The sequence below is a fragment of the Pelagibacterium luteolum genome (assembly GCF_900100665.1).
Lineage (GTDB): Bacteria > Pseudomonadota > Alphaproteobacteria > Rhizobiales > Devosiaceae > Pelagibacterium > Pelagibacterium luteolum.
In genome coordinates this window covers 15,777-35,141 of record NZ_FNCS01000025.1, presented here as the reverse complement: position 1 = coordinate 35,141, position 19,365 = coordinate 15,777, and the positions used below count along the sequence as shown (strand labels likewise).

Here is a 19,365-nt window from a genome sequence, read left to right as displayed (position 1 = left end):
GCTTAAGCGACGATTTTCGACACGACGCCGGCGCCGACGGTACGGCCGCCTTCGCGGATAGCGAAGCGCAGCTTTTCTTCCATCGCGATCGGAACGATCAGCTCGACGTTCATCTCGACGTTGTCGCCGGGCATGACCATCTCGACACCGTCGTTCAGCGTCACGACACCGGTCACGTCAGTCGTCCGGAAGTAGAACTGCGGACGGTAGTTCGTAAAGAACGGAGTGTGACGACCGCCTTCTTCCTTGGTCAGGATGTAGGCTTCCGCAACGAACTTGGTGTGCGGGGTCACAGAACCGGGCTTGCACAGAACCTGACCGCGCTCGACCTGCGAACGGTCGATACCGCGAACCAGGGCACCGATGTTGTCGCCAGCTTCACCCGAATCGAGCAGCTTGCGGAACATTTCAACGCCGGTCACAGTGGTCTTCTGGGTCGCCTTGATGCCGACGATCTCGACTTCTTCACCAACCTTGACGATGCCGCGCTCGACGCGACCGGTCACAACCGTGCCACGGCCGGAGATCGAGAACACGTCTTCCACGGGCATCAGGAAGGGCTGATCCTTCGGACGCTCGGGCTGCGGGATGTAGGCGTCGACGGTCTTCATCAGTTCGAGAACCGCGTCATGGCCGATTTCAGGGCGCTTGTCTTCGAGCGCCATCAGAGCCGAACCCTTGGTGATCGGAATGTCGTCACCGGGGAATTCGTACGACGAAAGAAGCTCACGCACTTCGAGTTCAACGAGCTCGAGCAGCTCCTCGTCGTCGACCTGGTCGACCTTGTTGAGGAACACAACGAGCGCCGGCACACCGACCTGACGGGCCAGCAGGATGTGCTCGCGGGTCTGCGGCATCGGGCCATCGGCAGCCGAAACGACCAGGATCGCGCCGTCCATCTGGGCGGCACCGGTGATCATGTTCTTCACATAGTCGGCGTGGCCGGGGCAATCGACGTGCGCATAGTGGCGCGCTTCGGTCTCGTATTCGACGTGGGCCGTCGAAATGGTGATCCCGCGAGCCTTTTCTTCAGGCGCCTTGTCGATCTGGTCGTAAGCCGAATAGGTCGCCCCACCCGTCTCGGCCAGAACCTTAGTGATCGCCGCAGTCAAGCTCGTCTTGCCATGGTCAACGTGACCAATCGTGCCGATGTTGCAGTGCGGCTTGTTACGTGCAAATTTTTCCTTGCCCATGACTCACAACCGTATTCTCGAGTTAAAACTGCCGGGCGTTTACCCGGTTGAGGGAAGCGAGACAAGTGGTTTTTCGTCCAGCAAAAATCAAGACCCCGCAATGCGGACCCAAAACGCGATGAAGCGGCACGATGGCCGCTTCATGCAATTCGCCCACTTGCGCTGATGCCTACCGCACCAGACGGGAATTGCGCTCCCCGACCGTCTCGAACGTCGGGCATTTGATGATAATGCGGATGTCGTCATAGTCGCGATCGGTCCATGCGATATCCTGCCAGTTCCGAGATTGCCCCAGCAATCCTGGCGGACGATCCTCCCAGCCGTAATACATGTACTTGCCCGGCTCGCATTGACCAGTGGCGCGTTGCGGCTCGCGCGGCCTTTGGTCGGGAATGACCCCGCCCTGTGACGCCGGCCGGCATTCGGCCAATGAGTTGCACAGGACAGTCTCAAGAATATTCACCTTCTGAGGACCGTTGGTGTACTGGCTGGGGCCGTACAGCCCGTCATACTTCTCCTCGGTACTGCCAATTTCGAAGTATGTGTCGGTGTAGTAATTGAACCGGCCAGTAATCCTGTCACCACCACCATTGGGGGCGGCATTATTGGCATCCCAGTAATTGGGCTGGGTGCGCGAAAAACGGACGTTCTCGAGCCTGAAGCTCAGAAAAGAGCCTTCCTGACAGGCGGGCCACATATATTCGTAAGTGCGCTGGTTGTTTCCGCCGCCCTTGGTCATCTTCCAAACGCCTTCTTCCACCCCGTCCAAGCCAAGGATGTTGGAGCCGTTTCTTGCGGCATAGATGGGGGCGAGCGCGGCGCTGTTTGGCGGAAGATCGAAATTGGGGGTGAAGGTCGACCCACCATTATCGGCGATCGGAACCATCCGTGTACGCTTAGGGAGCTCGCTGTGCTCCCATCTGTTGGGCCAATAGCAATAGGCCCAAATACGGTTGAAGTCGCCGGCCTCGGGGTCGAGCAACGAGGTATTGGGCGGCTCGCGCACTTCGCGGGCTGCAAAGAACTGCGCGACAGCCGAAACTGAAACGCGTTGCGTTTCCGGTATTCCCGGCAGCAGATGGATGAAAGCCACGGGCACGTCAGCGCTTGCCTGGACCTCGATCATGTCGTTGGCGTCCGACAGATATTGATGGTTCAAAGTGACCTGTCGCGCCCAGTTACCCTGATACTGCCGCGATATCTCACCCAGGGTCGCCGCCTCCACCAACGCCCATTGCTGGTCGGCCGTTCGTCCATGCTCGACGAACGAGTTGAGCGCGGCCGAATCCACCTGAATTTGCAGGTATTCCTTCACATGCTGGATGCGCAGATAATCCACGGCCCAGCCGCCCATGGCGATGAAGGGTATGGCCATGACGGCGAAGATAACGGCGACGACGCCGTCATCGCGCCGAAACAAGCTGAGCAGTAGGCGTCCCATGAGCATGCCCGATTTTTGGCGCGCCTCGCGCACCGCGTCCCGCCGGTCGAACCGAATACGCTCGGCCCCCAGCGGATCAGACACTACCGGAATGGATTTTCAGTAAACTTACGCAGTTGCCGAAAAATGCGATGGTAAGATTAAGAGACGAGAGAGGATTGACGTCGGCTCAATACATGGAAACGGCGCGTTCCACCTCGGCACGCGAGCCCATGATGACTCCGATGCGCTGGTGCAGGCCAGTCGGCTCGACCTCAAGGATGCGCTCGCGACCGGTCGATGCCGCCCCACCAGCCGCCTCGACGATCATGCTCATCGGGTTGGCCTCATACATCAGGCGCAACCGCCCACCCTTGTCGCGTGTGCCTTCATCCTCGGGATAAAGAAAAACGCCGCCGCGACAGAGAATGCGATGGAGATCGGCAACCATCGCGGCGCACCAGCGCATATTGTAGCTCTTGCCGAACGCTCCCGCTTTGCCCGCGAGGCAGGTGTCGATATAGGCGCGGGTGGGCGGATACCACTGCCCGCGACGTGAGGCATTGATCGAGAACTCGGCAGCTTCGAGAGGAATCGTCATTGCATCGCGCACGAGCACGAATTCGCCACTGGCTTCATCGAGGCTGAACATCGAAACCGATTGTCCCGTGGTTACGACCAGCAGGGTGGCAGGGCCATAGAGCACGTAGCCGGCAGCAATCTGGCGGACCCCGGGCTGGAGAACGTCAGCGGCGACGACGCCAGCCGATTTCCCCAGATCGAGGACGGAAAAGATCGAGCCTACAGCGCCATTGACCTCAAGATTGGACGATCCGTCCAGAGGATCGAAGACCAGCGCGTAGCGGGCCGATGGCCCTGCGCCTTCAATGGTGACGATATCATCGAGTTCTTCCGACACCATCGCCGCCAAAAGTCCGCTGTCGCGGCCACGACGAAGGAAAATGTCGTTGGCGACGACATCGAGCTTTTTCTGGTCTTCACCCTGCACGTTCACCGCCTGGATGGCCGCGGTATCACCCGCAACTGATGCCTGACGGAGTTCCAGAGCGATCTCGATGGCGCAATCGGCAACCATCGCAAAAATGCCGGCGACATCGCCGGTGATTTCGACCCCGGAGGACCAGTCGTTGAGGGTTGTGCGCGACAAGGCAGGCTCCTGGCAGTTTTGCATCAGCTATCGACTTATGCAGAGGGTGTGGCGAAGTCGAGAGCGACGAAAGTCCTAGTCTTGTGGCGCACGGACAAATCAGCGACGATAGGGCGGCCCACACCATCAGACACTTCCTATGTCCCCTTCTCTATCAGTTATCGAACGCGGCACGCCCGCCTATTGGCGCGCGTCGATTGCGCTGTTCCTCGCGGCGTTCTCGGTCTTCGCGTCGATCTATTCGGTGCAGCCGATCCTCCCCATACTAGCCGACGAATTTGGGCTCGACGCGGCGACCAGTTCGATCGCGTTGTCAGCCACGACGGCAACACTGGCCATATCTCTGGTGATGATCAGTTGGCTGGGCAACCGCTTTGATCGCAAGAAGCTGATGCTGACGACGATGGTTGCAACAGCGCTCATCGGGCTCGCCATACCGCTGATGCCGAACTGGACCGGCCTTGTCATCCTGCGCGCCCTTCTTGGCATTGCAGTGTGCGGCGTCCCGGCGATCGCCATGGTCTATCTTGCCGAAGAAATGTCCACGGAAGCGCTCGGGATGGGAATGGGGCTGTTCGTCGGCGGCTCGGCGGTTGGCGGGATGAGCGGGCGATTGCTGGTAGGCTACCTCGCCGACCATTTCGACTGGCGCACGGCGCTGGTCGTGCTCGGCGTGTTGCTGTTGCTCAACGCGATCGCTTTCCTGATCCTCCTGCCCAAACCGCAGAACTCACGCGGTGAAACGTTATCGCCCCGGCGTTTCGTCGCAAATCTGGGTTTGCTTTTTCATGACAGGGCGCTGCCGCTGCTGTTTCTCGCGTCGTTTCTTTTGATGGGCGGCTTTGTCGCGATTTATAATTATGTCGGCTTCCGAATGCTCGCGCCGCCCTATAGTCTGAGCCAGAGCCAGATTTCGCTGATCTTTGTCGTCTATCTGGTCGGAACGCTGGCTTCAGCCTGGATGGGGTCTCTGGCCGGACGTCTAGGTCGACGTAAAGTGTTCTGGCCCATGGTTGTCATCATGGCGACAGGCATCGTGCTGTCACTGATATCCGCCATCTGGGCCGTGATCCTGGGCATCGCGATGATGACCTTTGGCTTTTTCGCCGCACATTCGATCGCCAGCGCCTGGGTTGCGCGGCGCGCCGAAGGTGCGCGGGCCCAAGGCAGCGCGCTGTATCTCCTGGCCTACTATGCTGGATCGAGCGTCATCGGTACGCTGGCCGGATACGGATGGTCGCATTGGGGCTGGGCAGGCGTCGTTGCTGTCGCGGGGGGCACCACGATGCTGACGCTAGCGATCGCTTGGATGCTCTACGTGATCCCCCCGATATTCGCGCCCGACAGCCCGCCTCGACCACCACAGGCGATGTAGCGCTAATCAAAGCGTGCGTTGAGCCGGAGTCACGAGTGGAGTCAGTCCATTGTGATTCAAGTTACAATCTGTAAATTGCCGGCTCGGGATGCCGTGTTGGGTGTCAATGGATTGACTGGTCGGAGAAGCTTTAGTGCGCGCACCAATAGGATTGCGGATCAGCACCCGCCGGAAGACCCTGCGCATCTCTCAGGCGGCGTTGGCGCGTAGCGTCGAGATATCGCCCAGCTACCTCAACCTTATCGAGAGCAACAAGCGACAGGTCGGCGGCGCGCTGCTGCAAAGGATTGCGACCGAACTCGACATCGGCATCGATGAGCTGACCGGCCAAACAGAGCATCGGCTCATCCACGAATTGGTCGAGGCCTTCGCCGATCCAGTGCTTGCCGAGCGCAGGCTTGGACTGGATCAGGCGCGAGCGCTCGTCGCCACCCAACCGCAGATCGCCAATCTTATCGCGACGCTCTACCGTGCCTATACGGCGACCGCGGTGAGCGCAGATGCGTACGCCAACCGGCTGCAGGCCGACCCTCTGCTCAGTCAATTGCTGCACCAGGTGCTCTCGGCGCTGACCGCCGTTAGATCGAGCGCGGAAATCCTCGAAGAGGTGGACGATCTCAATGCCGACGAGCGCCGTAGGTTCGTCACATCGATTGCACGTGAAACCAAGGGATTGACGGCCGTTACCCGCAACTTGATCGGGCAGTTCGACCACGCCAGCACAGCAAGCCGGTCTGCCTCGATCCGACGCGAGCTCGATGACATGATCTTTGCAGCGCGCAACTATTTTCCCGAGTTGGAAGCGCGCGGCGATGACATTCGATCCGAGGTTCGTGCCGAGGGCAATTTTACCGAGCAGACGATCATGCGCGTCCTCGACACGAGACACGGCATCACGGTCGAGCGCACTGCAGCCCCACCGAGCGGACGCCCGTTCGGCTATGACTCGGATAAAAGAGTTCTCTGGTTTCGCAACACGATCCCTCAGTCGACCCGGCAATTTCAGATGGTGCGCACCCTGGCCGAACTGACCAGCGCAGACGAGATGGCCGAAGCGCTGAACAGCCCTCTGCTGACATCGACCGCGGCAAGAGCGCAGGCGTCCCGATACCTTACATCCTACATCGCGGGCGCTACGCTGTTTCCCTACCAGCCATTCCTCACCGATGCGCGCGCGCTCAGATACGACGTCGAGGCACTCAGCGAACGCTACAACGCTAGTTTCGAACAGATCGCCCATCGTCTGGTGACCCTACGGCGGCCCGACGCTGAAGGCATTCCCTTCGGCTTCTTGCGCTCGGATCCGGCAGGTCGACTGACCAAGCATTTCCCCCTCCCAGGCCTGCTCCTCCCCCATACCGGGCACGCCTGTCCGCTATGGGCGATCTATTCGGCATTTCGCACATCTGGCCAGCTTGTGCGCCAACTGGTGCGGTTTTCCGATGGTTCGCGCTTCCTTTTTATCGCGAAGGCGATCTCGCGGCGGTCCTCGGGATTTGCCGATCAGGTCTTGCCGCATTCCATCCTGCTGGTGACTGACGTCCACCACGCGGCAGGCACGGTCTATGCCGAGGGGCTGGATCTCACGGCACAAACTGCCGATGTGCCTGTCGGTCCCACCTGTCGATTGTGTACGCGAACCGATTGCCCCAGCCGCGAGGAGCCGCCCTTTACGCCTGATGAGACGGATCCCTTCGCCCGACCGGCGCTGTAACGGCAGACCGCTAGGGGTTGGCGAAGCCTGCCAATTGGGCGTATGTGAATGTGTGCCTCTTGAGGATGAGGCGCGAAGGGGGAAATTTGGCCATCGACGTTCTCATTGCAGAAGACGAACCGAGCATTCTCGAAGCGCTCGATTTCGTGCTGAAGCGGGCTGGCTGGAGCATTTCTGCGGTGATGGATGGCGAAGCCGTTATGGACGCCGTGCGCCGCGAAAAGCCGCGCGTCCTCGTACTCGATATCATGCTGCCCAAGCGCAGCGGCTTTGAGGTGCTCAAGCAGATCCGCGCCGACAAGGCGACATCTGCCCTGCCCGTGCTCGTGCTGACCGCCAAGGGCCAACAGCAGGATCGGCGGATCGCAGAGGAACTGGGCGCCGACAAGTTCGTCACCAAACCCTATTCAAATGCTGACGTGGTCGATGCCGTTCGCGTGCTTATGGGCGAAACCGGCGCGGTCGCGGCACCACCGAAATAGCGCACCATGACGGTGACGCGTCGCAAGATCATCGGAGCTTCGCTGTTCTTCACGCTGTTTGGCGCCATGGCCATTCTTCCGCCACTGATCCTGCTGTTCCGATTTGACGGGCTGGTTTTCGGCGTGCCGGTGGAAACCGTCTATCTCTTCGCGCTGTGGATCGGTCTGGTGGTCGGTGCTGCGCTGTTCGGCGTCATCCTGCCGCGCGATGAGCCCATGCCGCCACAGGACAAGACACGGCCATGATCCTCACGGCCGATCTCGTCATCGCAACGGCCGTCGCCTATGTGGGCCTGCTGTTTATCATCGCCTATCTCGGCGATCGCCAGACTAGGACACGCACCGGTGGCTTTCTGCGCTCTCCGTTCGTCTATACGCTCTCGATCTCGGTCTACTGCACGAGTTGGACGTTCTACGGTGCCGTGGGAACCGCCGCACGTAGCGGTTTGGAATTCCTCACGATTTATCTCGGCCCGACTATCGTCTTTCTCGGGTGGTGGTTCATTTTACGCCGGTTGGTGCGCATCAGCCATGACCAGCGCATCACATCGATCGCCGACCTTCTGTCGTCGAGGTTCGGTAAATCCAGTACATTGGGCGTGCTCATAACCGTCCTCGCGGTCATCGCGATCGCGCCTTACATCGCGCTGCAACTCAAGGCCATTACCTCATCGATCGAAGCCATCGCCGGCTCTTCGGAGTTTGGACGCGGGAGCCTCGAAGGCTGGGACGAAGTGGGGCTGGCTTTTGGGGTCGCGGCCGGCATGGCGATCTTTACGATCCTGTTTGGTACGCGCAATGTCGATGCCAAGGAGCAGCACCACGGCGTGGTTGCGGCGATTGCGTTTGAGGCCGTGGTTAAACTCGCAGCGTTGATCGCTGTCGGGGTGTTCGTCGTCTATATGGGCGGCGGCATGGACTCCATCTTTGCCAACGCGGCTGCGGCGGGGCACGAGATCCACGCCAGGGACACGTTCGGCGATCGCTGGATCGCCATGACTATCCTCGCCGCCGCCGCCGTCATCTGCCTTCCGCGCCAGTTTCAGGTGACTGTGGTCGAAAATTCCGACGAGAACCATCTGCGCACCGCAAGCTGGGCTTTTCCCGCATACATGCTGGCGATGAGCCTTTTCACGCTGCCAATCGCGCTGTTTGGGCTGAGCTTCATGCCTGAAGGTTCCAATCCAGACATGTACGTTCTGACCCTCCCCCTGGCAGTCGGTCAGGATGGGCTGGCGCTGTTTGCGTTCATCGGGGGGTTCTCGTCGGCCACGTCGATGATCATCCTCGAATCCATCGCACTCTCGATCATGGTCTCCAACCACATTGTTGTCCCCGTAATGCTCCGGCTGACATCGGGGACCGGGATCGGTGACGGTCAGGGCGTGCGACGGCTGATCCTCAATGCGCGGCGCATATCGATCATCCTCATCCTGTTCTTGGGGTTTGGATATTTCTACCTCACCCGCACATCCGATGCATTGGCGCCTATCGGGCTGATCTCATTTACCGGTGTCGCGCAATTCCTTCCGGCCATTCTCGCCAGTCTGTTCTGGCGGGACGCTTCGACCAAGGCCGCTATCTGCGCGGTGCTCGTGGGCTTTGTGGTATGGCTCTGGGCCAGTTTCCTGCCGTCCTTCGCATCATCGTCTCCCATCGTGGCCGACATCATCGCCAATGGACCTGGTGGCATCGGCTGGCTGCGGCCACAGGAATTGTTCGGCCTCAATGGGCTCGATCCCCTGACCCACGCGGTGTTCTGGAGCCTGTTCCTCAATTCCACTGTCTTGATCCTTGGGTCTCTCATTACTAATCAGTCGGCGCTCGAGCACGTCCAGGCAGCGCTGTTTCTCAACGTTTTCCGGCGGACACGCTCGGAAGATTCGCCCATTCGCGGCACTGCGACAGCAGATGATCTGTTTCTTGTGGCGCGCCGCGTATTGGGTCACGGGCGGGCGGTGGAGCTTTTCTCAGAAGAAGCCAAGCTCGCCCGCATGCCGTGGACGACGCTGGAGCCAAGCCCGGCCTTCATCCGGCGGCTCGAGCGCGAATTGGCCGGTTCGATCGGCGCTGCATCGGCGCACGTCATGCTGTCAAAGGTCGTGTCCGGAGATTCCGTGTCGCTTGAAGAAGTGATGCGGATGGCCGACGAAACCCAGCAGGCCATCGAATATTCCCAGGATCTGGAAAAGACCTCGACCGAGCTACGCGCTACCGCCGAAAAGCTGGAGGAAGCCAACAGGCAATTGCGCAAGGTCGACTTGCAAAAGGACGAGTTCCTGAGCCAGGTGAGCCATGAGGTGCGCACGCCGATGACGGCCATCCGGGCCTTTTCGGAAATCCTGCTCTCCGAGAGCGACCTACCGCGCGAGTCGCGTGAAAAGTTTATCTCCACGATCCACAAGGAGAGCCTGCGGCTGACCTCGCTCCTAGATGAAATCCTCGACCTCTCCGCGCTGGAGCGCGGGGAAAGGGCATGGGAAAATCGACCGCTCGATGCCGAGGAATCTCTCGATCAGGCGCTGCGGGTTTGCGATGCGCTTGCGCGCCAATCAAAGACCAAGATTGTCGTGGAGTCGCGAGCGCCGTCCGCTTACGTTAAAGCCGATCCGGACCGACTGAGCCAAGTGCTGATCAATCTGATCACCAACGCGATCAAATACAACGGCGCCATCGCTCCGGAGGTTACGGTGCGATCACGCGTGCGCGGCAAATCCTACATTATCGAGGTAGAGGATAACGGCATCGGCATTGCCGAGGACGAACGTGGCCGCATCTTCGACAAGTTCTATCGCGGAAGACTAGGCGAAACTGGGCCCTACTCCGGGGCCGGACTGGGCCTACCGATCAGTCGCGAAATCATCGGTCGGATGGATGGGAAGCTGGACCTTGTCTCGAGCGCGGATGAGGGCGCGTGCTTCCGCATCACCCTGCCCCTTATTGCCAAGCCCGATGCCAAGGCCGCTCAGTAGCTGGCGATGGGCGGCAGCACGGCTACATTGTCGATAAGGCGAACGCTATCGATCCACGCAGCGGCGAGAAGCCGTGCTGGACGATCCAGACTGACCATCGGGTCCAAGGACTCGGCATCACGCAGCTCGATATATTCGACGCTTTTAAACCCGCCAGCCTTAATCGACGTCGAGGCGTCTTGAAGGGTCGAGGCGATGTCGCCACCGGCCTCGATCGATCGCGCAGCACTAGCCAATACGCGGGCGAGCGCTGGAGCCGCTGCCCGGCCCGCTTCACTCAAACGCTGATTTCGCGACGAAAGCGCTAATCCATCGGCGTCTCGCACTGTCGGCATGCCGACGATTTCGATGGGCATGTCGAGATCCAGCACCATGCGCCGGATCACCGCGAGTTGCTGGAAATCTTTCTCGCCAAAGAACGCCATGTCGGCGCCGCTCTGGAGAAACAGCTTGGAGACCACGGTGGCTACACCGTCGAAATGCCCCGGCCGATGCGCGCCGCAAAGCCCCTCGCTGACCCCGGCGACAGACACGGTGGTCGCGAACCCTTGCGGATACATCTCATTGACGCTCGGGGCGTAGAGAACGTCCGCTCCGGCACCCGTCAGCTTGGCGGCATCATCCTCCTCGCTGCGCGGATATGAGTTGAGGTCGTCAGGATTGTTGAACTGCTTGGGATTGACAAAGAGCGTTGCGACTACACGGCTGCAACGGCCCTTGGCAGCCTGTACAAGGGATAGATGCCCCTCATGCAGCGCGCCCATCGTGGGAACGAGGCCCACGGTTTGCCCGTCGGCTCTCCACCCCCGCACCGCGGCTCTAAGTTCGGCCACAGTCCGTACGATCTGCAACCCCATCTAGGAACTCACTACGCTAGCGGGTGCGTCACCGAATATGTGCTCCGCAGAGGGAAAGGCACGCGATTTCACCTCCTGGGCGTAGCGCGCGATCGCAGCATCGGCATCGGTTCCCAGTTCGGCGTAGCGCTTGACGAATTTGGGTTTGAACTCGGCGAACATGCCGAGCATGTCGTCAACGACGAGTATTTGGCCGTCGCATGCGGCCGACGCACCAATGCCGATGGTTGGGATATCGATCTCTGCAGTGATGCGGCGCGCGAGAATATCGGGGACCTTTTCGATCACCACCGCGAAAGCACCGGCTTCAGCGACAGCCTGCGCATCGGCGAGGATGGCTTGCGCTTCGATGCCCCTGCCCTTGACCTTGTAACCGCCGATCGTGTTGACCGATTGCGGCGTCAACCCGATATGGGCCATGACAGGAATGGCGCGTTGCGTGAGATAGGCGATAGTTGGCGCCATGGCGACGCCGCCCTCGAGCTTGACGGCACCCGCGCCCGTATCCTGCATCAGTCGTGCGGCATTGCGAAACGCTATCTCGGGACTTTCCTCATATGTCCCGAACGGCATGTCTATGACCATCAAGGCGCGTTTCAGTCCGCGTCGCACCGCCTTACCGTGCATGATGATCATGTCCATTGTGACACCCAACGTATCGGGTAACCCATGCAGGACCATGCCGACGCTATCGCCTACCAAAACCAGATCGCAATGCTTGTCGACCACCTGCGCCATGGGCGTGGTGTATGCGGTAAGACAGGCTATTGGGGTTTGGCCCTTTTGCGCTCGGATGGCCGGTGCAGTGATCGGACGGACGGCGTCTTTGCCATAGGTCATTGAGTTTCTCCCGCACGCGGGGCTCTGCGACCCGCTTTAGCTCCTTATATGGCCGCACCCTTACTTAATCTCAAGCGCGCGCGATACCCCGACATAAATCGCATGGGGTCCGGGAGCATGGACCAGTCTTAGGCGATGGGCAGAAAAGGCGTTTCAAAGGGGAACAAGGGAGTACTCCGACCGTTGGACCACCGGCAAAGTCAGCCCGCGTATTCATGGAGCCCGCAAATGCCAAAGACCACCGCCGCACAATTTTTCGCTACGGTGGGACAGGACACCCAGCTGACGCGCCGCTTTCTGCTGGCCACGCACGACAAGCACAGTGCCGAAGCAATTGAAGCCATCGCCCAATTCGCGCGTGAGATCGGGTTCGATCTGTCATTCGAGGACATTCGACGCACCCGCTCGGGGCCCCCTCCCGCGCAGGTCTAGCGAGAGGATTGGAGCCTCAAGGTGACGCATCCGTTTCTGAACGACCCATGGAATTGATAGAGGTCAGAAGCCGACCGGCGTGCAAAGTGCTGGATCCAGTTGCCAGGATCAATTGCGGGAGGACCAGCCATTCCAGCGTCCATGCCGCCCCCGAGCGCTCTTGCTCGTGCACCATCGCCTGCGCCAATGTTCCACTGGACCCCGCCGCATAACGTGCGAGGCTGACGAGCGCTTCAGCGGCTACAGGATTGGACTTGTGGGGCATGGCCGACGATCCGCCGCCGCTAGCCAGCGAAATATCTCCCATAGCGTTCTGCGCCATCAGAGCGGCATCCTGCCCGATTTTGCCCAGACTGCCGGCAACGAGCGCAAGCCAGTTGCCGAATTCGACAATCCCATCACGCGCCGAGTGCCAGGATTTCGCTCCGTTGCCGAGTCCCAATCTTTCGGCAAGCGCTGTGCGGATCGCCGGCCCGGTCTCGTTGAACTTATCCAGCGTTCCAACCGCACCGCCGAACTGCACGACCAGCAGCCGTGATCTCAATTCCTTCAGCCGCGCGCGATGCCGCACAAGCGGGGCTCGCCAGTCGATCAGCCGATCGGCAACGGAAATCTCGAGCGCATCCTGCATGCGTGTCCGCGCCATGAGACGGTTTGTGCCAAATCGGGCGACCAATTGATCGATGTCCTCGACAAGACCCGCCAGCCTGTCGTCGAAAATATCGCAAACCGAGGCAAGGCGCATGACAAGGCTCGTGTCGATCACATCCTGGCTGGTTGCGCCAAAATGGACGAACTCTGCCACTGCAGCGGGCAACTGCGCGCGCAACTGCTTTACGAGTTGCGCCACGACGACGCCGTCCTGCCCCACCCCAGCGCGCAACGCGGCGAGGTCGGGCTTGAAATCGATTAGGCGCGCGATATGGGATGCGGCCGTTTCGGGTATCACGCCTTGATCGACCTGAGCTTCGGCGAGGGCCACTTCAAAGCGCAGCATGGCCCCGAGATCGGCATCGGCGCTCATCAGCGCGGCGATCTCAGGGTCGGCGAACAGCCCGGATAGGAACGGATGATCGAAGGGCGACAGGGCCATCAGATGTCCAGAAACACGGTTTCATTTTCACCCTGCAGGTAGATGTCGAAAGTGACAATGTCACCATCGCGCTTTCCGATCATGGTGCCATCGCGCCCAATCATCCGGGCTTTGCCTAGAATAGGGTCTTTGGCATTTGCTGCCTCCTCGTCGGAAAAGTACATCCGCGTCTGCAACCCGATATTGATGCCGCGTGCCACGATCCACAACGTCACATGAGGCGCCATCAGGCCCCCTCCCGGAGCAGGCACGGGACCGGGTTTGATCGTTTCGAACGCAAATTCCCCATTGTCGTCCGCAGACTGCCGGCCCCAGCCTATACATTTGGGATCGGCACCGGACCGATGCTCCATCGGGCTATTGTAGATGCCGTTGGCATCGGCCTGCCACAGCTCGACGACGCAGTCGAAGACGGGATTACCGCCTCCATCGACAATGCGCCCCTTGATGGTGATGCGCTCGCCCTTGACGCCTTCGAGCACGATGTCGCCGCCGAGATCTTCGGGGATCACGCCGTTGATGTCGAAGAGATTGGGCATCATCCCGATATGGACATATGGCCCACCAGTCTGGGAGGGGGTCTCCTTGAGGTAATCGCGCGGTAGCATCATCAATTGCCCTCCTTCCGGTTTTCAAAGAATGTCGAGCGTCGACCACGCAGGACGATGTCGAACCTGTACGCGCTCAAATCCATGGGCACCGTGTTGTTCATATCCAGCCGCGCCACCAGCCGATCGATGGCCGCAGGATCGGAAATCGTGTTGACGATCGGGCAGATTTTGATCAGCGGATCGCCTTCGAAATACATTTGACTGACCAATCGCTGCGCAAAACCAGACCCGAACAGCGAAAAATGAATATGCGCCGGGCGCCAGTCGTTGACGCCATTCGGCCAGGGATACGGGCCCGGCTTGATGGTGCGGAACCAGTAATAACCATTCTCATCGGTGATCGTGCGTCCGAAGCCGCCGAAGTTTGGGTCGAGAGGCGCACGATAGCCCTCCCGCTTGTGACGGTAGCGCCCACCTGCATTGGCCTGCCAGAACTCCAGTAGCACATTGGGAATGGGCCGCGCGTTCTGGTCGAGCAGCTGCCCATGCACAACGATCCGTGGCCCGATGGCCTCTTCTCCGGCCTTGGCGTAGTTGATGATCAGATCGTTGTCGTATTCGCCCAACATATTGTGGCCGAACGCGGGACCGGTCTTTTCGCTCAATGTGCTAGCGAAGCTAATGAGTGCCTGCTTGGGCGCACGCAAGGTCGATGACTTGTATCCGGGCGTAAAGGCCGGAGGATGCTGACTGAAATCGCGTTCCATGAACGCGCCCGCTTCCTGCGGCGCATTGACGAGGCGGTCGGTCATTTACGCTCTCCCTTGATGCGATCGAGTGCCTGCCGCGCCAGCTTCATCGCGTGATTGGCGTGCGGAACGCCGGCATAGATCGCAACATGCAGCAAAATCTCGCGAATATCCTCTTCCGTTGCGCCGGTCCGGGCCGTCGCCTCGATATGCATCACCATCTCTTCGTAGTGCCCCAGCCCGGCAAGCAGCGCAATGGTGACGATAGAGCGTTGGCGTTTGTCCCAGTTGTCGCGTGACCACACGTGGCCCCAGGCGCCCTCCGTGATGAGTTCCTGAAAAGGACGCTCGAACTCCGTCATCGCGGCCAGCCGCGCATCGACATAGTCCTCGCCCAAAACACTGCGACGGGTGTTGATACCCTCGTCATAACGAGCCGCGGGCCCGGTTTGCTCAGACATGATGTCTCCTTACTGGATTCGAGCCTGCAGCGCGGCCAAAGCCGCAGCCACAGCGCCCGGTGCTTCTATGCAGGGCAGATGACCTGCCCCATCGATAATCTGAAACGTCGAGCCGTTGATCAGCCCGGCGAAGGATTCAACGACGTCCGGTGGTGTCGCGCCGTCTAGCGATCCAACCAGAACCGCTGTGGGTACCGCGATGTTTGCCGCATCGTCGCGCCGGTCGAACGCGGCAATCGCCGCGCACGTCGCAAGATAGCCCTCCACGGGCTGGCGCTCGAACATCGCACGGGCGATGGCGTACTGCGCGCCGCCCTCATGCCGGAACGCGGCACTGAACCAGCGCTCCATAATGCCATCGGTCACAGCCGCGAGGCCCTGCTCCGCGATCGTTGCAATCCGCTGCTGCCAGAATTCAGGCTCGCCGATCTTGGCAGCCGTATCGCAAAGGATGAGGCCGGCCACGAGATCGGGGCGGTCATGATAAAGCTGTTGCGCAATCTGACCACCAACCGACAAGCCGCAAATGATTGCACCGGAAATTTCCAGCCGATCCATAAGGTCGGCGAGATCCTGGGCGAGCGCTTCAATGCTGTAGGGGGTCGGCCCTACTGCGGACAGGCCATGCCCACGTTTGTCGTAGACCAGGTACGGCGCGCCGAGTTCGGCAATTACATCATCCCAGATGCGAAAATCTGTACCAAGCGAGTTGATGAAGACAACAACGCGCTCCCCCGTCCTGCCGGGGGAAAAGCGATAGTGGATCGCGGTACCGTCGATATCGATGCTTTGCATGCTTGGCTCCTCACTGCTGACTGTGGCTCGCCACGCAGGTTTTGTAAAATGAAACTATCGGCGCTATGGATAACCCTGAACTTATGGATTTAACGCGATGATCGATGCCCGCATTCGCTTCCGCCACTTGAGGACCTTTATCGAGGCCGCGCGCCAGAACTCGGTAGGCAAGGCCGCCGACATCCTCTCGGTGACGCAGCCGGCGGTTACCAAGACCATCCGCGAGCTCGAAGACATTTTGGGCAAGCGTCTGTTTGTCAAAGACGGTCGCGGTATCAAGATAACGCAGTATGGGGAAGTGTTTCTGCGGCATGCAGGGGCCTCGGTTGCCGCGCTCCAGCAGGGCATCGACAGCCTCGCCACGACGAATGCCGGGCCGCCTATCGCGATTGGCGCACTGCCCACCGTTTCCGCCCGTATCATGCCACAGGCGATCACCCTGTTTCTGGCCGAGAAAACCGACAGTCCGATCAGGATCGTCACAGGTGAAAACCAGGTATTGCTGGATCAACTGCGCATGGGGAAACTCGATCTCGTGATCGGACGGCTAGCCGCCGCCGAGCAGATGAGCGGGCTGAGTTTCGAGTACCTTTATTCCGAGCAGGTCCGCATCGTCGTGCGCGCGGGGCACCCGCTGCTATCAATGAAGCGCTTTGATTTCGCGCGTATCCGGGACTATCCCATACTCATGCCGCCAATGGGATCGGTGATCCGACCGTTTGTGGATCGTTATCTGCTGACGCAGGGCGTTGGGGAACTCCCTCATGCGATCGAAACCGTCTCGGACTCCTTTGGCCGGGCCTTTGTGGAACAAACCGACGCCGTTTGGGTGATTTCCGACGGCGTGGTGCACCGCGACATCGCCTCAGGCAGACTGACCGCGCTGCCGATCGAGACCGAGGATACGCGCGGCGCGGTGGGGCTGACCCGACGGGACGGCGCGCCCTCGAACGCCTCGCTTGAGATACTGAGCCAGAATTTGCGTTCAGTCGTTAGCGGGTTCGCCCGCTAGGCCATCGCGCACCGCCTGCGGCCCCTGCCCGACCCGCTGAGCGAAAAAACGGCTGAAATAGGCGGGATCTGGATAGCCGAGCAGAATGCCGATTTCCTTGACGCTCAACGTGCTGAACTGGAGGTAGCGCCGGGCCTCAACGAGAATGCGCCGCTCGATCACACCCAGCGCGGAATTGCCCAGCACCTGCCGACACACGCGATTGAGGTGCGTCGGCGTTATGCCCAGCTTGCCGGCATAAAAGGCGATCTTGCGCGTGTCCCGATAGTGCTTGTCAACGAGGTCGAGGAATGCGCGCGCGTGGCGCTCCGAAACCTGCTGGGACTCCTGGCTTTCGCGCGCCGCTGCACGTTCGAGCCGGTGCGCCGCGATGAGGAGCAGGGTCAGACGTGCCTTGAGTGCGGCCACCTGCCCCGGCGCAGCGCGATCCGCCTCCGCTACGAGCCGCCTCACAACGTGATCGAGTTCGTTGGCGGCGACAACACCGTCGAGCGGCGAAATGATCCGCGCCTCCATCAAACCGTTTGCTTCGCGTCCGATGTCGGCAAGTGCGGCCCGTACATCCTGAGCGTAGAACGTCAGGACGAATCCGCTGACATCGGACGAAAAGACAAAGCTATGAACGGTCATGGGCGGCACGATCACCAGAGCCGGCGGCGCGACGTCGATCGTTTTGCCATCGATCATCACCCGCGCTTCGCCGCGCTCCAGATAGAGGATCTGGTGCAACTGGTCATGGCGGTGCGCGGAAATGCGAAAGCCATAGAGTTTCGACCGCGAGGTGATGGTTTCCCAGTGAAACCAGCTTGCGCTCGCGCTGTCGTCTTCGCCATAAAGTGCATAGGTGGGGATCGCATTCATGTTGGAATAATCCAACTCTATGTTGTGCTTGTCCATTGGCAATTGGACGCCCCCCCACCATCCTCCCAGCAAAATGGAAACCCGGCACAAAGCGGGCTTGGAGGATCGATGCGCACTCAGGTTGCGATTGTTGGCGCTGGCCCTGCGGGCCTCACTTTGGGGCGACTGCTGGAACAAGCAGGTATCGATGCGATCATCATCGAGCGCAAAAGCCCCGACTATGTGCTGAGTCGCATCCGTGCCGGGGTGCTCGAACAAAGTTCGGTCGACCTCCTCCGTAAGATCGGCGTGGGCGCGCGTATGGACGCCGAGGGCATTCCCCATGACGGCGTCGAGCTGTCCTTTGACGGCGACATGCAGCGCATCGACTTTCACGATCTGCTGGGACGCCGGGTCATGGTCTACGGGCAGACGGAGGTTACGCGCGATCTCATAGAGGCCCGCGCGGCCAGTGGCGCCATAACGATCTATGATGCCGAAGACGTCCATTTGCATGATTTCGATGGCCAGAAGCCCCGCGTGACCTACTCCAAGGACGGGCAGGTCCATGAAATCGAGTGTGATTTCATCGCTGGCTGCGATGGGTATCACGGCGTCTCACGCGCCAGCGTGCCTCAAAATGCGATCAAGACCTTCGAGAGAGTGTACCCCTTCGGCTGGTTGGGCGTCATGATTGACCAGCCTCCTGTGGCCGAAGAATTGATCTATGCGCACCACCATCGCGGATTTGCGCTCTGCTCGATGCGGTCTCATACGCGTTCGCGATACTATGTTCAGGTCGCGCAGACCGAAAAGGTCGAGGACTGGTCCGACGACCGTTTCTGGGACGAGCTTAGGGCCCGACTCAATCCCGAAATCGCCGAGAGCCTCAAGACCGGCGCATCGATCGAAAAATCCATCGCGCCGCTGCGCAGTTTTGTCGCCGAGCCGCTTCGGTTCGGCAGCTTGTTTCTGACGGGCGACGCCGCTCACATAGTCCCGCCGACAGGCGCTAAGGGCCTCAACATGGCGATGCATGACGTGACGGTCCTGGCTGCAGGACTTCGCGAGTTCTATGGTGAGAAGTCGCCCGCCGGCATCGACAATTATTCCGACAGGGTGCTCGCTAACACTTGGCGCACCGAACGGTTCTCATGGTGGATGACCCAATTGCTCCATACATTCCCCGAGAGTGGAGAGTTTGGGCGCCGTATCCAGAGAGCCGATTTCGACTATCTTTGTGCCTCTCGGATCGCTCAACAATCGCTGGCTGAAAACTATACCGGCTTCCGATCTCAGCCGTCCTGAGGCGGCTCATTTGCCCTACCCGAAAAAATTACTCTCGGACGGGAACATTTTCCACGCCGTCTAGTTGGGACTGTGAAGTGCGATTTCGCACTGCGGTTTCGGG

At 60.1% G+C, this 19,365-nt stretch carries 19 protein-coding genes; 8 read left to right on the top strand and 11 right to left on the bottom strand.

Translation table 11 applies throughout. The features are described from left to right. Positions 1 to 2: 2 nt before the first annotated feature. From tuf to BLR31_RS19850, 3 genes are all read right to left on the bottom strand, one after another. On the bottom strand, positions 3 to 1,193 hold the full coding sequence (gene tuf, locus BLR31_RS19860; protein WP_090599786.1) for an elongation factor Tu: 1,191 nt from the start codon (positions 1,191 to 1,193) through the stop codon (positions 3 to 5). 169 nt (positions 1,194 to 1,362) lie between these two features. Then, positions 1,363 to 2,718, bottom strand: a complete 1,356-nt coding sequence (locus BLR31_RS19855; protein ID WP_090599782.1) for a TadE/TadG family type IV pilus assembly protein — start codon at positions 2,716 to 2,718, stop codon at positions 1,363 to 1,365. An 85-nt stretch (positions 2,719 to 2,803) separates the two neighbouring features. Further along, positions 2,804 to 3,781 carry a class 1 fructose-bisphosphatase gene (locus BLR31_RS19850; protein WP_244505167.1) on the bottom strand — a complete coding sequence of 326 codons (978 nt, stop codon included), beginning with the start codon at positions 3,779 to 3,781 and terminating at the stop codon, positions 2,804 to 2,806. Positions 3,782 to 3,920: 139 nt separating this feature from the next. Between BLR31_RS19850 and BLR31_RS19845 the strand changes: the two genes are divergently transcribed. The 5 genes from BLR31_RS19845 (at position 3,921) to BLR31_RS19825 (ending at position 10,324) form a co-directional block, all read left to right on the top strand. Then, positions 3,921 to 5,156 (top strand): MFS transporter, encoded by a 1,236-nt coding sequence (locus tag BLR31_RS19845; protein ID WP_090599774.1) that lies wholly within the window; start codon positions 3,921 to 3,923, stop codon positions 5,154 to 5,156. 133 nt (positions 5,157 to 5,289) lie between these two features. Beyond that, positions 5,290 to 6,870, top strand: a complete 1,581-nt coding sequence (locus BLR31_RS19840; RefSeq protein WP_090599770.1) for a helix-turn-helix domain-containing protein — start codon at positions 5,290 to 5,292, stop codon at positions 6,868 to 6,870. Positions 6,871 to 6,956: 86 nt separating this feature from the next. After that, positions 6,957 to 7,352 carry a response regulator transcription factor gene (locus tag BLR31_RS19835; protein ID WP_090599804.1) on the top strand — a complete coding sequence of 132 codons (396 nt, stop codon included), beginning with the start codon at positions 6,957 to 6,959 and terminating at the stop codon, positions 7,350 to 7,352. Positions 7,353 to 7,358: 6 nt separating this feature from the next. After that, positions 7,359 to 7,598, top strand: coding sequence for a hypothetical protein (locus tag BLR31_RS19830; protein ID WP_090599766.1), 240 nt, complete (start codon positions 7,359 to 7,361; stop codon positions 7,596 to 7,598). Next, the gene (locus tag BLR31_RS19825; protein ID WP_090599763.1) at positions 7,595 to 10,324 is read left to right on the top strand and encodes a sensor histidine kinase; all 2,730 of its coding nucleotides are present in this window, start codon (positions 7,595 to 7,597) and stop codon (positions 10,322 to 10,324) included. Before BLR31_RS19830 ends, BLR31_RS19825 begins: the two co-directional genes overlap by 4 nt. Here the strand turns inward: BLR31_RS19825 and panC are convergent. After that, the gene (panC, locus tag BLR31_RS19820) at positions 10,318 to 11,181 is read right to left on the bottom strand and encodes a pantoate--beta-alanine ligase (RefSeq protein ID WP_090599759.1); all 864 of its coding nucleotides are present in this window, start codon (positions 11,179 to 11,181) and stop codon (positions 10,318 to 10,320) included. The genes BLR31_RS19825 and panC overlap by 7 nt on opposite strands. Further along, positions 11,182 to 12,021, bottom strand: a complete 840-nt coding sequence (gene panB, locus BLR31_RS19815) for a 3-methyl-2-oxobutanoate hydroxymethyltransferase (RefSeq protein WP_090599756.1) — start codon at positions 12,019 to 12,021, stop codon at positions 11,182 to 11,184. A 228-nt stretch (positions 12,022 to 12,249) separates the two neighbouring features. Between panB and BLR31_RS19810 the strand changes: the two genes are divergently transcribed. Beyond that, positions 12,250 to 12,453 carry a hypothetical protein gene (locus tag BLR31_RS19810; protein ID WP_090599753.1) on the top strand — a complete coding sequence of 68 codons (204 nt, stop codon included), beginning with the start codon at positions 12,250 to 12,252 and terminating at the stop codon, positions 12,451 to 12,453. Positions 12,454 to 12,469: 16 nt separating this feature from the next. Here the strand turns inward: BLR31_RS19810 and BLR31_RS19805 are convergent, their stop codons facing one another. Genes BLR31_RS19805 through pcaD form a run of 5 tightly spaced genes read right to left on the bottom strand, consistent with a single transcriptional unit; the run spans position 12,470 to position 16,102 of the window. Then, positions 12,470 to 13,546: a 3-carboxy-cis,cis-muconate cycloisomerase gene (locus BLR31_RS19805; protein WP_090599749.1), complete on the bottom strand. Its 1,077-nt coding sequence runs from the start codon at positions 13,544 to 13,546 to the stop codon at positions 12,470 to 12,472. Continuing rightward, entirely contained in the window at positions 13,546 to 14,157 is a 612-nt protein-coding gene (gene pcaG, locus BLR31_RS19800) for a protocatechuate 3,4-dioxygenase subunit alpha (protein ID WP_090599746.1), read from the bottom strand. The genes BLR31_RS19805 and pcaG overlap by 1 nt, the downstream gene beginning before the upstream one ends. Next, positions 14,157 to 14,909 carry a protocatechuate 3,4-dioxygenase subunit beta gene (pcaH, locus tag BLR31_RS19795; protein ID WP_090599741.1) on the bottom strand — a complete coding sequence of 251 codons (753 nt, stop codon included), beginning with the start codon at positions 14,907 to 14,909 and terminating at the stop codon, positions 14,157 to 14,159. Before pcaH ends, pcaG begins: the two co-directional genes overlap by 1 nt. Further along, positions 14,906 to 15,307, bottom strand: coding sequence for a 4-carboxymuconolactone decarboxylase (gene pcaC, locus BLR31_RS19790; protein ID WP_090599738.1), 402 nt, complete (start codon positions 15,305 to 15,307; stop codon positions 14,906 to 14,908). The genes pcaH and pcaC overlap by 4 nt, the downstream gene beginning before the upstream one ends. Before the next feature lie 9 nt (positions 15,308 to 15,316). Further along, positions 15,317 to 16,102, bottom strand: coding sequence for a 3-oxoadipate enol-lactonase (gene pcaD, locus BLR31_RS19785; protein ID WP_090599735.1), 786 nt, complete (start codon positions 16,100 to 16,102; stop codon positions 15,317 to 15,319). A gap of 97 nt (positions 16,103 to 16,199) precedes the next feature. On the opposite strand from pcaD, the gene pcaQ reads away from it, so the two are divergent. Next, positions 16,200 to 17,114, top strand: a complete 915-nt coding sequence (gene pcaQ / locus BLR31_RS19780) for a pca operon transcription factor PcaQ (RefSeq protein WP_090599731.1) — start codon at positions 16,200 to 16,202, stop codon at positions 17,112 to 17,114. Here pcaQ and BLR31_RS19775 read toward each other — a convergent pair. Beyond that, entirely contained in the window at positions 17,088 to 18,011 is a 924-nt protein-coding gene (locus tag BLR31_RS19775) for a helix-turn-helix domain-containing protein (protein WP_244505166.1), read from the bottom strand. The two genes, pcaQ and BLR31_RS19775, sit on opposite strands and share 27 nt — an antisense overlap. Positions 18,012 to 18,083: 72 nt before the next feature. Between BLR31_RS19775 and pobA the strand changes: the two genes are divergently transcribed. Further along, a complete protein-coding gene (pobA, locus tag BLR31_RS19770) occupies positions 18,084 to 19,262 on the top strand; it encodes a 4-hydroxybenzoate 3-monooxygenase (protein WP_090599727.1) in 1,179 nt (392 codons plus the stop codon). Positions 19,263 to 19,365 lie beyond the last annotated feature (103 nt).